Below are 13863 nucleotides of genomic sequence, written 5' to 3'. Positions count from 1 at the left end.
GTAAACAGCGATGCCCGGGAAGTCAGTTCTTCTCGAGCGCCCACAAGTCGCTTTCGATGCTCTCGAACCTCTCCTTGAGGTGCGTCTGCACGTCGAAAATCGCCCTGTTGTAATAGTGCGGAGCAATCTCCTTGCTGAACAACTCCAGGACCTCGGCTACCTCGAACGAGCCCAGTTGCAGCTCGAAGCGCTCTTCAAGAAAGCGCTTGAGGGTATCGAGCGCCTCGCGCTCCTGCTCGGGGGCGAGGGTCAGGATCGGCGTCCTGGTCCTGGACTTGCTCATTACCAGCGTCCGTCCCAGGCCGCGAAGTTCTGCAGCAGCTGCAAGCCATGGGTATGGCTCTTTTCCGGGTGGAACTGCACGGCAAAACGCGAGCCTTCGGCCAGTACGGCGGCAAAGTCGACGCCGTAGTGCCCACGTCCCACCACCTGCAGGGCCTTGGCCGCGGTGACGTAGTAGCTGTGCACGAAGTAGAAACGCGCAAGGTCCGGGATGTTGTGCCACAGCGGGTGGTCAATGATCTGGCTGACTTCGTTCCAGCCCATGTGCGGCACCTTCAGGTGCTCGCCGTCTTCGTGCAGGTCTTTGCCGAAGAACTTCACCTGACCTGGGAACAGGCCGATGCAGTCGACACCGTCGTTCTCTTCGCTGTGTTCGAGCAGGGCCTGCATGCCGACGCAGATACCCAGGAACGGGCGATCCTGGCTGACTTCACGCACCAGGCTGTCGAAGCCCAGGCGGCGAATTTCGGCCATGCAGTCGCGGATCGCACCCACACCGGGGAACACCACGCGATCGGCTTCGCGGATCACCGCGGCGTCGCTGGTGATCAGCACCTTGCCGGCGCCGACGTGCTCCAGGGCCTTGGCCACCGAGTGCAGGTTGCCCATGCCATAGTCGATAACGGCAACGGTCTGCATTACAGGCAACCTTTGGTGGAGGGCATCTGCCCGGCCATGCGCTCATCCAGCTCGATGGCCATGCGCAGGGCGCGGCCGAAAGCCTTGAACACCGTCTCGATCTGGTGGTGGGTGTTGTGCCCACGCAGGTTGTCGATGTGCAGGGTGACGTTGGCGTGGTTGACGAAGCCCTGGAAGAATTCCTGGAACAGGTCGACATCGAAGCCGCCCACCGAGGCACGGGTGTAGGGCACGTGCATCTGCAGGCCGGGACGACCGGAGAAGTCAATGACCACGCGCGACAGCGCTTCATCGAGCGGCACATAGGCATGGCCGTAGCGGCGGATGCCCTTCTTGTCGCCGATGGCCTGGTTGAAGGCCTGGCCCAGGGTGATGCCGACGTCTTCGACCGTATGGTGATCGTCGATATGCAGGTCGCCCTTGCACTCGATGTCGAGATCGATCAGCCCATGTCGGGCGATCTGGTCGAGCATGTGTTCAAGGAAAGGCACACCGATATCGAATCGGGCCTTGCCGCTGCCATCCAGGTTGATCGAGGCCTTGATCTGGGTTTCCAGAGTATTGCGCTCGACGGAAGCCTTACGTTCGACCATCACCAGCTCCGCAAAATCATTGGGCGAAAAAGGTGATCATTATAGGCCCAGAAGCGCCTGGCATGAAACGAAGATGACATGTGGCAGGGGATTTACCTGGTATTTCCCCAAATTTCACACATTCCCTGTAGGAGCGGGCTTGCCCCGCGATTGCGATCTGTCAGCCACATCGCATCGCGGGGCAAGCCCGCTCCTACAGGGTCTAGTTGAACAGCACTGCTGTCTTCTGCAACGTCACCCAGATTCCCCAGGCAAGAGGAACACCCACCACCAGCCAGGCCGCGACCACCAGCGGCAGGCTGCCCGGCGCGGCTTTCCATTCCAGGGCGCGAGCGTTGGCGTTGCCCTGGTCATGGCCCAGCGCCTGTTCGGCTGCCAGTTGCGCGTCGGTCATGAAGTACTTGTCGGCGACCGGGCGCACCAGGGCATTACAGATGAACCCCAGCGCCAGCAGGCCGGCGAGGATGTACAGGGTGACGTCGTAGACCGCGGCCCGCTCCACACCCAGGGCCAGTTGGTACTCACGCAGGTAGGTGATCAGTACCGGACCGAGCACACCGGCGGCCGCCCAGGCGGTCAGCAGGCGCCCATGAATGGCGCCGACCATCTGGGTCCCGAACAGGTCGGCCAGGTAGGCCGGAACCGTGGCGAAGCCACCACCGTACATCGACAGGATGATGCAGAATGCCACTGCGAACAGGGCGATGCTGCCCAGGTGGCCCATGTTCGGCACCAGCGCATACAGGGCCACGCCCAGGGCAAAGAAGGCAAAATAGGTGTTCTTGCGGCCGATGTAGTCGGAGAACGATGCCCAGAAAAAGCGCCCGCCAATGTTGAACAGGCTGAGCAGGCCGGTGAATCCGGCGGCAATTGCGGCGATCTGCGCCAGTTGTGCGGTGTCGAGCTCGCTGAAGCTCAGGTCGTTGCCCAGCAATTTGCCGGCGAAAACCTCCTGCAACAAAGGTGAGGCCATGCCGAGAATGCCGATCCCCGCCGACACGTTCAGGCAAAGTACCAGCCAGATCAGCACGAACTGCGGGGTTTTCCACGCCACACTGACATGCACGTGCCGATGGGTGATCATCGCATTGCCGGTCTTCTTCAACGGTGCGCTCCAGCCTTCGGGCTTCCAGCCAGTGGGTGGTACGCGATAGGCCAGTGCCCCGCCGATCATGAACACGAAGTAGATCGCCGCCATCACTACAAAACTCTGCCACACGCCGACGCCTTCAGGGCTGGCGAAGTGGTTCATCAGCGCAGCCGCCAGCGGCGCACCGACCATGGCCCCGCCGCCAAAGCCCATGATCGCCATGCCAGTGGCCATGCCGCGCTTGTCCGGGAACCACTTTATGAGGGTCGAAACCGGCGAGATGTAGCCCAGCCCCAGGCCAATGCCGCCGATCACCCCCGAGCCGAGCCACATCAGCCAGAGCTGATGGGTGTAGATACCGAACGCCGAGATCAGCAGGCCGCCGCACCAGCACAGTGCCGATACCACCCCGGCCTTGCGTGGCCCGGCATGCTCCAACCAGCCACCCCAGATGGCGGCCGAGCAGCCCAGAAATACGAAGAACAAGGTGTAGACCCAGCTCAACATCGAAATCTGCCAGTCGCACTCGGCGCTGAACAGGCGGGCGAAGAAGCCCATGTCCGGCGCACAGGCCACCGGGGCAGTGATACCAATGGCTTGCGACAACGGTAGCCAGAACACCGAAAACCCGTAGGCCATGCCGATGCACAGGTGAATGGCCAGGGCCGCCGGCGGCACCAGCCAGCGATTGAAGCCGGGGGCGGCGATGATCCGTTCCTTGGACAGGAACCCTGGACCGCCAGCCAAGGCGCCTGCAGTAATACTGCTGCTCATTGTCATGTTCTCGTGTAGAAAGGTAAGCCCATCGGCCTGCGACCCTGGCTCGCCGTAACGCGTCGCTGTTTTGGCGCAATCGCCCTGCACGTCGCGACAAATCGCCACAGCAGGGCCTGTGGGCGGCGCAAGCGTAGCACCCGCGCCCCTCTCTGATAGCAAGCTGATACTGTCTTTTCTTCGGCCACTGATGCCTGTTTGCAAGGAACTGTGACTCCCATCGTTGTCGAAACGCGAAAATGCATGAATTACTCACTCAGCTGAATCCGCATGCGCTGTAGGAAAAATCTTCGGCAAACCTCGGTCACCCAGTGACGACAATCGCAGCGCTATACTCTGCGGCTGACTTATGAATTCGGACTACAAGGACTCGCCCATGAAAGCGTTCGGCAAAATCCTGGGGCTGGTGCTTCTCGGGTTGTTGCTGATCATTGTGGCTCTGGGCTTCGCCCTGACCCACCTCTTCGATCCCAACGACTACAAAGACGAGATTCGCCAGCTGGCACGCGAAAAGGCCCACGTCGAGCTGACGCTCAATGGGGACATCGGCTGGAGCCTGTTCCCCTGGCTGGGGCTGGAGCTGCATGAAGCCAGCATCGCCACCCTGAACAACCCGAAAGTGCCGTTTGCCGACCTGCAGATGCTTGGCCTGTCGGTGCGGGTCCTGCCCTTGCTACGCCGTGAAGTGCAGATGAGCGACGTGCGCGTCGAAGGCCTGAGCCTGACCCTGAGCCGCGATGAACACGGCCATGGCAACTGGGAAGACATCGGCAAGCCACTGCCGACCGCACCATCGACCCCGGCTGAGGCCTCGCCCCCTGCGCTCGCCGGCGATGCCGCCGCCAAGGCCGAGACCAAGGACAGCGCCATCGATCGCCCGGTCAGGCTGGATATCGACAGCCTGACCGTGAACAACGCCCGGGTACAGTACAGCGACGCGCGCAGCGGCCAGACCTTTGGCGCCGAAAGCATCCAGCTGAGTACCGGTGCGGTGCATGAAGGGGTGAACATCCCGCTGAAGCTGACCGCCTTCCTCAGCGCCGGGCAACCGGTGATCAAGGCACGCACCGAGCTCAACGGTGAACTGCGCTTCGACCGTCGCCTCAAGCGCTACCAGTTCGAAGACATGAAACTCAGCGGCGAAGCCTCGGGCGAGCCACTGCAGGGCAAGACCCTGACGTTCGCCGCCCAGGGCCAGTTGCTGGTCGATCTGGCGGCCAACGTCGCCGAATGGAACGGCCTGAAGCTATCGGCCAACCAGCTGCGCGCCCTGGGCGAGCTGAACCTGCGCGAACTGGACAAGACCCCGCAGCTCAGCGGCGGCCTGTCCATCGCCCAGCTCAACCTGCGCACCTTCATGGACAGCATCGGCCACCCGCTGCCGGCCTCTACCGACGCCACCAGCCTGGGCAAGTTCGAAATGGTCAGCCGCCTGCAGGGCAACCCCACCAGCCTGGCCCTGGAAGACCTGGCAATCAAACTCGACGACAGCACCTTCAGCGGCCGCCTGGCCGTCGAAGACTTCGCCAAGCAAGCCCTGCGCATCCAGCTCAAGGCCGACAAGTTCGACGCCGACCGCTACATGCCGGCCAAGAGCGAAGCGGCCGCCAGCGCCACGGCGGCGCGCCAGGCCGAGGTCAAGAGCAAGGAAGCCGGGGCCCTGGCCAGTGCCGGCAACACGCCGCTGCCGGACGCGCCGACCCAGGTGGCCTGGAGCAACGACAAGCTGCTGCCGGTCGACCGCCTGCGCCAGGTCGACCTGCAGGCCGACCTGACCTTCGGCCTGCTCACCCTGGACAAACTGCCGATCGAGAACGCCCATCTCAAGACCCAGGGCCAGGGTGGCCTGATCACCCTGGAAACCCTGAGCGGCGGGCTCTACAACGGTGACTTCAACACCAAGGGCACCCTCGACGTGCGCCCGGCAGTGCCGCAGATCGGCCTGACCACCAAGATCAACCGGGTGCCGGTTGAACACTTCATCAAGCGCCAGGGCGAAACGCCGCCGGTCAAGGGCCTGCTGACCCTGACAAGCGACCTGACTGCCACCGGCAACAGCCAGAAAGCCCTGATCGACACCCTCAACGGCAATGCCAGCTTTGTCATCAACGATGGCGTGCTGGTCAATGCCAACCTCGAACAACAGCTGTGCCAGGCCATCGCCACCCTCAACCGCAAGGATCTGAACGGCGAGCCGCGGGGCAAGGACACACCGTTCGAAGAGCTCAAGGGCAGCCTGGTGCTGCGCAACGGCGTGGCCAGCAACCCCAACCTCATGGCGCGCATCCCGGGCCTGAGTGTCAACGGCCAGGGCGACATCGACCTGCGCGTACTGGGCATGGACTACCGGATCGGGGTCATCGTCGAAGGCGACAAGCGTGACATGCCGGACCCGGCCTGCCAGGTCGGCGAACGTTATGTCGGCCTCGAGCTGCCACTGCGCTGCCGCGGTCCGCTGGAGCTCGGCGCCAAGGCCTGCCGTCTGGACAAGGACGGTCTGGGCAAGGTCGCCGCCAGGCTGGCCGGTGACCGGGCCAGCGAGAAACTCGGCGAGAAGATCGACGAGAAACTCGGCGACAAGGTCAGTCCGGAACTCAAGGACGCACTCAAGGGGTTGTTCAAGCGATGAGCCCCGAGCAGTTTTCCAGCGCCGTTCTGGAATGGTACGACCGCAACGGCCGCCACGACCTGCCCTGGCAACAGGGCATCACCCCGTACCGGGTGTGGGTGTCGGAGATCATGCTGCAGCAGACCCAGGTCAGCACCGTGCTCAACTACTTCAGCCGCTTCATGGACGCCCTGCCGACCGTGCAGGCCCTGGCCGAGGCCCCTGAGGACGAAGTGCTGCACCTGTGGACGGGCCTGGGTTACTACACCCGGGCGCGCAACCTGCAAAAGACCGCGAAGATCGTCGTCGAGCAGTACGGTGGCGAATTTCCCCGCGATGTCGAAAAACTCACGGAGTTGCCCGGCATCGGCCTGTCCACCGCCGGCGCGATCGCCAGCATCAGCATGGGCCTGCGCGCACCGATTCTCGACGGTAACGTCAAGCGCGTGCTGGCCCGCTACACCGCCCAGGAGGGTTATCCGGGAGAGCCGAAGGTGGCCAAGGCACTGTGGGCCAACGCCGAGCGCTTTACCCCGCACGCCCGGGTCAACCACTACACCCAGGCGATGATGGACCTGGGCGCCACCCTGTGCACCCGCAGCAAGCCCAGCTGCCTCTTGTGCCCGCTCAAGCTCGGCTGTGAAGCGCATATGCTCGGCCAGGAGATCCGCTACCCGGTACCCAAGCCGCGCAAGGAGCTGCCCCAGCGGCGCACCCTGATGCCGCTGCTGGCCAACCACGAAGGCGCCATCCTGCTTTACCGTCGGCCTTCCACGGGCCTCTGGGGCGGTTTGTGGAGCCTGCCGGAGCTCGACAACCTGGAGCAGCTCGACGATCTGGCCGAACAGCACGGCCTGAGCCTGGCCGGCAGCCAGGCGCTGGACGGCCTGACCCACACCTTCAGCCACTTCCAGCTGGCCATCGAACCCTGGCTGGTCCGGGTCGACGACACCCGGTCCCACGTGGCCGAGGCCGACTGGCTCTGGTATAACCTCGCCACCCCGCCGCGCCTGGGGCTCGCCGCTCCGGTGAAAAAACTGCTCAAACGCGCGGCCGACGTCTTGATCGCAGGAGAGTCGCGATGACCCGTACCGTAATGTGCCGCAAGTACAAAGAACAACTGCCAGGCCTGGAGCGCCCACCCTACCCGGGCGCCAAGGGCCAGGACATCTTCGAACACATCTCGCAGAAGGCCTGGGCCGACTGGCAGAAAGAACAGACCATGCTGATCAACGAGAAGCGTCTGAACATGATGAACGCCGAGGACCGCAAGTTCCTCCAGGGCGAGATGGACAAATTCTTCTCCGGTCAGGAATACGAGAAGGCCGAAGGCTACGTGCCGCCTGCCGAATGACCCCCGGAAAACGTAAGCGACGGAATTAATTTAAAAAAATCTTCAAAAAGTCGTTGACGCAAATCCGAAAAAGCCTTTTAATGCGCCCCGTTGCCCAGATAGCTCAGTCGGTAGAGCAGGGGATTGAAAATCCCCGTGTCGGCGGTTCGATTCCGTCTCTGGGCACCACTAATACCAAAACCCCAAGGAACACCAAGTCCTTGGGGTTTTTTAGTACCGATGCCCAGATAGCTCAGTCGGTAGAGCAGGGGATTGAAAATCCCCGTGTCGGCGGTTCGATTCCGTCTCTGGGCACCATCTATACGAAACCCCAAGGAACAATTGTCCTTGGGGTTTTTTATTGCCTGCGATTCCCCGCCCTAGTGCTGCTCGGCATCCACTTCCTTCCAGCTGTCATCCGGGTCGAAGCGCTTCATTGCCTTCGCCAGCTTTTCTCCGCCGGGCCCCAGGTCCTTCTCGAAGACCTGCCCGTCATGACTGATCATGAAACTCATCACCCCGGTGTCATCGTATTTCTCCGGCCAGGCGATCAGTGCAAAGCCGCGGCTCATCTTGTCACCGATCAGGTAGCTGTAGGCGCCACCCGGTGCTGAAGGCCCCTGCCCATCGAGGATGCGGAAGCGGTAACCACGCCAGGCTTCGCCGGCAATGGTCTTGCCGAATTCGGGCCCCAATGGACTGATCTGGCCGCTATCGTCGTCCGCCCAGTAAAGCCCGTCGTGCTTGCCGGGGGTGCTGAAGATTTTCTGCGCATACTCAAGCGCGCCGTCACCGTCGCGATCCACTGCCGCGTAGTCCATCTGGGCGTCGTGATAGGCCAGCGCCGACTGAACCGCAGCGAGCTCGTTGCGACCGATTCGACGCGCACGGACTTCGGCACGACCGGCCTTGAGGTCAAAGTGCCAACCGTTGGTGCCTTTCACCATGGGAATAGGCAACGTCCAGTTGTTACTGCCCACTGAGAGAAGCGCCTTGTTGTCACTGACTTTTTCGATGTGGTTCTGCTCGTGGTACTGCTTCAGGAATGCATCCACATCTTCGCGCTGCGAGCCTTCGCGAGGGATGAAGCTGTGCCACTCCTCCCCCAGAAGCTCTGCCAGGCGCTGGTGATTGGCGTGCTCCGTACCCAATGCTTCGACAAACGCCTGAGCGGCCTTTTCCGGCGTCGGAAACACCTCCTGCGCGGCAACGATGAGCGACCACCCAAGGCCTGCGATGATCGCCAGGGCATGAACAAGCACGCCCTTGAGCGACTTCACTCCCGGAATGTTATTCAACGGCGCCCCCTCCCTTGACGTGCCGGTGCACTGGCCGGCCGACTGACCTGGCGGCCAGCCGCTCGCGCGCTGCTGGGGCGCTGGGCGGATGCCTGGCTGATCCGACCACGACTGGCCTGCGCGTCGACCCTGGAGGGCGACCGCGCACCGGCGAACGCATTGTTGCGGGCACTGCCCGCACTGGCGGTCGGCCGTTTGCTCGCCGTTTGACGCGCCTGCGACTGGCCCTCCCTGCGCTGGCCCGCCTGGTCGGCCTGCCTGCGGGGCTGCTGGCCTACCTGATCAGCTTGCCTGCGGGGTTGCTGGTGCTCCCGAGCAGCCCGGGCGGCACCCTGGTCTCTATCCGATACCCTCGGCCTGTCGGCACCTTGCTGCAACCGAGTGCCGCCCTCGGAGCGGGCTTCGCGCATTTGATCCCGCGCCTCGCGGTTGCTGGTGGCTGGCCGCTCGAAGCCGGCCTTCTCCATCGACTGGCGGGCATTTTCACGGGCCTGGGTGCGCTGGGCATCATCCCCTCGATAGGCCGCACGCTGAGTGGCACCGTTCAGTTGCCGACCGTACTGCTCGCGGCTCCTGCTGTCTCGATAGGGCACGCCATTGCGATGGACCGGGTTGTGCTCCCACCTGTTGTTGGTGATCTGGTTGTTGCGATTGATGTTGTTGTAGCGGTTGACGTCGATGTCGACGTCGTTGTCGTTCCAGTCACACTCCCCCCACAACGATCCGATGATCGCCACGCCGGCGCCAAACGCAAGCCCGGCCACCAATGCCTGGCCGGGGTAATAGGCCGGAGGCGGTGGATAGTAGGTGGGAGGCGACGCCGGGTAGGCCCAGGTGCCGTAGGTGGTTGTCGGGTTATAGGTGGGCACGTACACCACCTGCGGGTCGGCAGGCTCGATGATGATGGTGGAGCTGCTGGCAGGGGCTGGGGCTGGGGCCGCAGCCGGGGCTGGAGCTGTGGCCGCAGGTGCCGGCGGCGCAGCGTTCTGGATCGTCACGTTCTGATACTGGTTGCTCTGCAGGTTGCCTGCAGCCTGCGCCTGATGACGCAAGCGCTGCACACTCGTCATGACATCGTTGGGCTGCGCCAGGAAGGCGTCACCCAGGCGTTGTACCCAGACGGGATCCTGCCCCAGCGTTGCCAGGACCTGCGGAAAGGCGACCAACGCCTGCACACTCGGGTCCCAGGGCTGGCTCGCCACCTGCTTGACCGCATCGTCGCCCTTGGCGTCCGGGTGCGCCTTGGACCAGGCGACTGCCTCGCCAACTTCCCCGGGGTAGGTGGTGGCCATCAGTACCTGTGCCAGCAGCGGATCCGGATAAAGCGCTATGGGCGCCAGCATTTGATCCAGCTTCTCCTGCGTGAACACGGCCTCTTGAGTCGGTGCCGGGGCAGGAGCTGGTGCTGGTGGTGGCGGTGCAGGTGCTGCTGCAGGCGCGGGTGCGGGTGCAGGTGCCGGTGCCGGCGAAGGAGAAAATGCGAGCGCATCCACTGGCTGCGCCGCCCAGCAAGAACCGCTCAAGAAAAGGACAGCTGACAACCCGTAAAAGAATGGAATGCGCATTGCAACTCCATGTAGTCATGACCGGATTTGGATGAGTGGAACACTGTCAGGAAGGTGAAAGCCGACGCTGCAAACTGCAGACCCAAGCTTCAATGCCGCTTCATGAAGCGTAGCAAACATCTGGTTTTTGCCATCGACTCACGCTCACACCAGGAACAATGCGCCCGGAAACACAAAGCCCAGGCGCTTGATCACCGTCAATATGGACTTGCAACAGCGCCTTAAAATGCCTGGTGGACATTCAAAAGACCCAACAGGCCGCTCATGACCGAAGAATCCACCGCCCTGCCCTTGCCCGCACCGCAAACGCCCGCAAGCACCCCACACCTGCGCCAGCCACGCAGACCACGCACCCCGCGCAAACCGGCGAGCGTCACCACCAACGGTGAAATCAGCGCCATCAGCCAGCAACCGGCCGCCCTGAAGGTCGCCTCGGCCCCGCGCGGTTCGAACGAAGACAGCACCACGGCGAAGCTGCCGGCCAGCTACCCCTATCGCACCCGCATGCGCCGCGCCGAGTACGAAAAAGCCAAGCACGAGCTGCAGATCGAACTGCTCAAGGTGCAAAGCTGGGCCAAGGAAACCGGCCAGCGCATCGTCGTGCTGTTCGAAGGCCGCGACGCGGCTGGCAAGGGCGGCACCATCAAGCGCTTCATGGAGCACCTCAACCCCCGCGGCGCACGGATCGTCGCCCTGGAGAAGCCCTCGGAGCAGGAGAAGGGCCAGTGGTACTTTCAGCGCTACATCCAACACCTGCCGACGTCGGGCGAAATGGTCTTCTTCGACCGCTCCTGGTACAACCGCGCTGGCGTCGAGCGGGTCATGGAGTTCTGCTCGCCCCTGCAGTACCTGGAGTTCATGCGCCAGGCTCCCGACCTCGAGCGCATGCTCTGCAACAGCGGCATCCTGCTGTTCAAGTACTGGTTCTCGGTCAATCGCGAAGAGCAGCTGCGCCGCTTCATCTCGCGCCGCGACGACCCGCTCAAGCACTGGAAGCTGTCACCCATCGACATCAAGTCGCTGGACAAGTGGGACGAATACACCGCCGCCAAGGAGGCAATGTTCTTTCATACCGACACTGCCGATGCGCCATGGACAGTGATCAAGTCCGACGACAAGAAGCGTGCGCGGATCAACTGCATCCGTCACTTCCTGCATTCGCTGGACTATCCGGGCAAGGACCTGAGCGTGGCCCATCACCCGGACCCGCTGCTGGTAGACCGGGCTTCACGGGTACTGGAAGACGATGAGCGTCCCCTGGCCAGCTGATGCGCTTGGGTTTCCCTGCCAACTGCGTTTCAATACGCAGCATTTGTCAGACTCAGCACAAGGGTGCACCGATGGCCTCCAGCAGCAAACAACAGAAACGCGCCAAGCGCGCCGCCACCAAGGCCCGCGAGAACCGCATGGTGCGTAGCGGCCAGGCGGTCAAGAGCGGCGGCGAAAGCTCCAGTGCCAGCGTCGAGCAGGTGTTCAACAAGGCCATGGAATCGGGCAGCTACAACGCCCTGTTCGAGAAGATGAAGCAGGCCCAGGAAAACGGCCTGGTGGCGCTGATCTCGGTGTTCCTGGTCGACCCGCTGCTGGCCCTGGTGCTCAAGGGTCACAAGGAAGAGCACGCCACCGACTACATCGTCATGGTCTTCACCGCCTACCGCAAATGGCTGGACGGCACCGACGACGACGCCACCATGGCCTGGCTGGAAAGCGACGAGTTCCAGGAAGCCTACATCGCAGCGTCCGAAGCGGTATCCAAGCAGCAGAAGAAGTTCGGTTGACCTGAAGGGCCTCTTCGCGGGGCAAGCCCGCTCCTACACCCCGTAGGAGCGGGCTTGCCCCGCGAAGAGGCCGGGACAGCCCAAACAAAAAGGCCGCGATCCTTGAAGATCGCGGCCTTTTTCATTGCATCAGCACCGAATCAGTTGTTCAGCACCACACGCCCGGCCGCCTCGGCCTTGCGCTTGCGCGCGACCAGCAGGCCGGCCGCGACCACGGCAATGGACAGCAAAGCGGTGGCGATGATCTCGATGCGATGATCCGGACGGACGAACATCACGGTCAGGATCGCAACGATGAACAGGATGGTCGCCCAGGTCAGACCCGGGAACAGCCACATCTTGAAGGCGATCTTCTCGCCACGGGCCATGCGCTGGCGGCGCATGCGCAGCTGCGACACGGCAATCACCAGGTACACCAGCAAGGCAATGGCGCCGGAGCTGGCCAGCAGGAACTCGAACACCGCAGCCGGGGCCAGGTAGTTGGCGATCACGGTCAGGAACGCCGCCGCCGTCGACAGCACCACCGCGACATACGGGGTACCGCTGGAGGTGGTGCGCTGGGCCATGGCCGGTGCATCGCCACGCTTGCTCAGGGAGAAGAGCATGCGCGAGGAGGTGTACAGCGCCGAGTTCAGGCAGCTGGTCACCGCGATCAGGACGACGATGTCGACGATCAGCTTGGCGTTAGGCACGCCCATCAGGTTGAGCACGGTCTGGTAGGAGCCCACTTCGGCCAGCTCCGGGCTGTTCCATGGCACCAGGGCCACGACCAGGAAGATCGACACGAGGTAGAACAGGAAGATCCGCCAGATCACCGAGTTGGTGGCCTTGGAGATCTGCTTGCCCGGATCCTTGGATTCGGCAGCAGCGATGGTAACGATCTCGGTACCCATGAACGAGAACATGGTGGTCAGCATGGCTGCCAGCACCGCGCCCAGGCCGTTGGGCATGAAGCCCTGGGTGTCGATCAGGTGGCTGACACCGCTGACCTGGCTGTTGGGCAGCAAGCCGAACACCGCGGCCAAGCCGAGGATGATGAAGCCGATGATCGCCACCACCTTGAGCAGGGCGAACCAGAACTCGAACTCACCGTAGTTCTTCACGCTGAACAGGTTGGTCGCGGTCAGTAGCAAGGTGATGACGAGGGTGAAGACCCAGATGCCGATATCGGGGAACCAGGCATGCAGGATAGTCGCCGCGGCGTTGGCCTCCAGCGGGATCACCAGTACCCAGAACCACCAGTACAGCCAGCCGATGGTAAAGCCGGCCCAGTGGCCGATGGCCTTGTCGGCATACGTAGAGAAGGAACCGGTATCCGGCGAAGCGACCGCCATCTCGCCCAGCATGCGCATCACCAGCACCACCAGGGTACCGGCAGCGGCGTAGGCCAGCAGCACGGCGGGACCGGCGGCGGCGATGGCGTGGCCGGAGCCCACGAACAAGCCGGCACCGATCACGCCAGCAATGGACAGCATGGTGACATGCCGCTGTTTGAGCCCCTGAGCGAGGTCATTGGAATTGTGCGTACCGCTCATAAAACTACCTTTGCAAGAATTGCGTTTTAATCCTGCGACCTGAGGCGCGCCTTGGATAAAAAGAGTGCTACATCCTGTTGCTGAACACTCACGCAATAACCGCGCCAGGCCAATGACCGTTCGTTAGAAACTTTGCTCCACCCCCATCCTGCAAGGCTTGCAGGCCTTTCGGCCACCGCCTGACCGAAAGCCCATTAGAATTCCCTGGAATAAGCTAATTACTGAAATACCCACTTACAATTACCCAGGCGCACCACAACCGGCCTGCGGTAACACCTTGCGCACACCCAGGAAGCAAAAAGGCGCAACCCAAAGGTACAACCAAAGCCGCGAATCGGGGCGCAAACCTGTGCGCAAGGTCAGAAACG

The 13863-nt window shown here is 62.7% G+C and carries 12 protein-coding genes and 2 tRNA genes; 7 read left to right on the top strand and 7 right to left on the bottom strand.

Annotated features, from left to right (window positions below; translation table 11 throughout):
- Positions 1-22 precede the first annotated feature (22 nt).
- The 4 genes from ACIQUS_RS07655 to ACIQUS_RS07640 all read right to left on the bottom strand — a co-directional run bounded on the left by ACIQUS_RS07655 (position 23) and on the right by ACIQUS_RS07640 (position 3378).
- Positions 23-283: a DUF2164 domain-containing protein gene (locus tag ACIQUS_RS07655; protein WP_403045034.1), complete on the bottom strand. Its 261-nt coding sequence runs from the start codon at positions 281-283 to the stop codon at positions 23-25.
- The gene (gene hisH / locus ACIQUS_RS07650; protein ID WP_403045031.1) at positions 283-921 is read right to left on the bottom strand and encodes an imidazole glycerol phosphate synthase subunit HisH; all 639 of its coding nucleotides are present in this window, start codon (positions 919-921) and stop codon (positions 283-285) included. Before hisH ends, ACIQUS_RS07655 begins: the two co-directional genes overlap by 1 nt.
- Positions 921-1514, bottom strand: coding sequence for an imidazoleglycerol-phosphate dehydratase HisB (gene hisB, locus ACIQUS_RS07645; RefSeq protein ID WP_028942262.1), 594 nt, complete (start codon positions 1512-1514; stop codon positions 921-923). The genes hisH and hisB overlap by 1 nt, the downstream gene beginning before the upstream one ends.
- 202 nt (positions 1515-1716) lie before the next feature.
- Positions 1717-3378, bottom strand: coding sequence for an OFA family MFS transporter (locus ACIQUS_RS07640; RefSeq protein WP_403045028.1), 1662 nt, complete (start codon positions 3376-3378; stop codon positions 1717-1719).
- A gap of 376 nt (positions 3379-3754) precedes the next feature.
- Between ACIQUS_RS07640 and ACIQUS_RS07635 the strand changes: the two genes are divergently transcribed.
- The 5 genes from ACIQUS_RS07635 to ACIQUS_RS07615 all read left to right on the top strand — a co-directional run bounded on the left by ACIQUS_RS07635 (position 3755) and on the right by ACIQUS_RS07615 (position 7637).
- On the top strand, positions 3755-6007 hold the full coding sequence (locus tag ACIQUS_RS07635) for an AsmA family protein (RefSeq protein ID WP_403045026.1): 2253 nt from the start codon (positions 3755-3757) through the stop codon (positions 6005-6007).
- Complete coding sequence (gene mutY, locus ACIQUS_RS07630; RefSeq protein WP_403045023.1) at positions 6004-7071, top strand: A/G-specific adenine glycosylase; 1068 nt, start codon at positions 6004-6006, stop codon at positions 7069-7071. The genes ACIQUS_RS07635 and mutY overlap by 4 nt, the downstream gene beginning before the upstream one ends.
- Complete coding sequence (locus ACIQUS_RS07625; RefSeq protein ID WP_403045020.1) at positions 7068-7340, top strand: oxidative damage protection protein; 273 nt, start codon at positions 7068-7070, stop codon at positions 7338-7340. Before mutY ends, ACIQUS_RS07625 begins: the two co-directional genes overlap by 4 nt.
- A gap of 92 nt (positions 7341-7432) precedes the next feature.
- Positions 7433-7508: transfer RNA gene (locus ACIQUS_RS07620), tRNA-Phe, on the top strand.
- A gap of 53 nt (positions 7509-7561) precedes the next feature.
- Positions 7562-7637: transfer RNA gene (locus ACIQUS_RS07615), tRNA-Phe, on the top strand.
- 62 nt (positions 7638-7699) lie between these two features.
- Here ACIQUS_RS07615 and ACIQUS_RS07610 read toward each other — a convergent pair.
- Both ACIQUS_RS07610 and ACIQUS_RS07605 read right to left on the bottom strand, forming a co-directional pair.
- Positions 7700-8617, bottom strand: a complete 918-nt coding sequence (locus tag ACIQUS_RS07610) for a DUF2950 domain-containing protein (protein ID WP_403045017.1) — start codon at positions 8615-8617, stop codon at positions 7700-7702.
- Positions 8614-10182, bottom strand: a complete 1569-nt coding sequence (locus ACIQUS_RS07605) for a DUF3300 domain-containing protein (protein WP_403045015.1) — start codon at positions 10180-10182, stop codon at positions 8614-8616. The genes ACIQUS_RS07610 and ACIQUS_RS07605 overlap by 4 nt, the downstream gene beginning before the upstream one ends.
- A 264-nt stretch (positions 10183-10446) precedes the next feature.
- On the opposite strand from ACIQUS_RS07605, the gene ppk2 reads away from it, so the two are divergent.
- Positions 10447-11451: a polyphosphate kinase 2 gene (gene ppk2 / locus ACIQUS_RS07600; RefSeq protein ID WP_403045012.1), complete on the top strand. Its 1005-nt coding sequence runs from the start codon at positions 10447-10449 to the stop codon at positions 11449-11451.
- A 71-nt stretch (positions 11452-11522) separates the two neighbouring features.
- The gene (locus ACIQUS_RS07595) at positions 11523-11960 is read left to right on the top strand and encodes a hypothetical protein (RefSeq protein ID WP_403045009.1); all 438 of its coding nucleotides are present in this window, start codon (positions 11523-11525) and stop codon (positions 11958-11960) included.
- Between the two features lie 140 nt (positions 11961-12100).
- On the opposite strand, the gene gabP is transcribed toward ACIQUS_RS07595, so the two are convergent.
- The gene (gene gabP / locus ACIQUS_RS07590) at positions 12101-13495 is read right to left on the bottom strand and encodes a GABA permease (protein WP_403045006.1); all 1395 of its coding nucleotides are present in this window, start codon (positions 13493-13495) and stop codon (positions 12101-12103) included.
- Positions 13496-13863: the final 368 nt, after the last annotated feature.

The organism is Pseudomonas sp. NPDC090755 (assembly GCF_044769005.1).
GTDB lineage: Bacteria > Pseudomonadota > Gammaproteobacteria > Pseudomonadales > Pseudomonadaceae > Aquipseudomonas.
Note: the sequence above shows the minus strand (reverse complement) of the source record. Positions and strands in the feature narration are given on the sequence as shown.

Excerpts from the sequence above, each read along its gene's own strand:
- ACIQUS_RS07655 (WP_403045034.1), bottom strand. The coding sequence starts at position 283 with ATGAGCAAGTCCAGGACCAGGACGCCGATCCTGACCCTCGCCCCCGAG.
- ACIQUS_RS07595 (WP_403045009.1), top strand. The coding sequence starts at position 11,523 with ATGGCCTCCAGCAGCAAACAACAGAAACGCGCCAAGCGCGCCGCCACC.
- ACIQUS_RS07635 (WP_403045026.1), top strand. The coding sequence starts at position 3,755 with ATGAAAGCGTTCGGCAAAATCCTGGGGCTGGTGCTTCTCGGGTTGTTG.
- ACIQUS_RS07605 (WP_403045015.1), bottom strand. The coding sequence starts at position 10,182 with ATGCGCATTCCATTCTTTTACGGGTTGTCAGCTGTCCTTTTCTTGAGC.
- hisB (WP_028942262.1), bottom strand. The coding sequence starts at position 1,514 with ATGGTCGAACGTAAGGCTTCCGTCGAGCGCAATACTCTGGAAACCCAG.
- ACIQUS_RS07640 (WP_403045028.1), bottom strand. The coding sequence starts at position 3,378 with ATGAGCAGCAGTATTACTGCAGGCGCCTTGGCTGGCGGTCCAGGGTTC.
- ppk2 (WP_403045012.1), top strand. The coding sequence starts at position 10,447 with ATGACCGAAGAATCCACCGCCCTGCCCTTGCCCGCACCGCAAACGCCC.
- gabP (WP_403045006.1), bottom strand. The coding sequence starts at position 13,495 with ATGAGCGGTACGCACAATTCCAATGACCTCGCTCAGGGGCTCAAACAG.
- hisH (WP_403045031.1), bottom strand. The coding sequence starts at position 921 with ATGCAGACCGTTGCCGTTATCGACTATGGCATGGGCAACCTGCACTCG.
- ACIQUS_RS07625 (WP_403045020.1), top strand. The coding sequence starts at position 7,068 with ATGACCCGTACCGTAATGTGCCGCAAGTACAAAGAACAACTGCCAGGC.
- mutY (WP_403045023.1), top strand. The coding sequence starts at position 6,004 with ATGAGCCCCGAGCAGTTTTCCAGCGCCGTTCTGGAATGGTACGACCGC.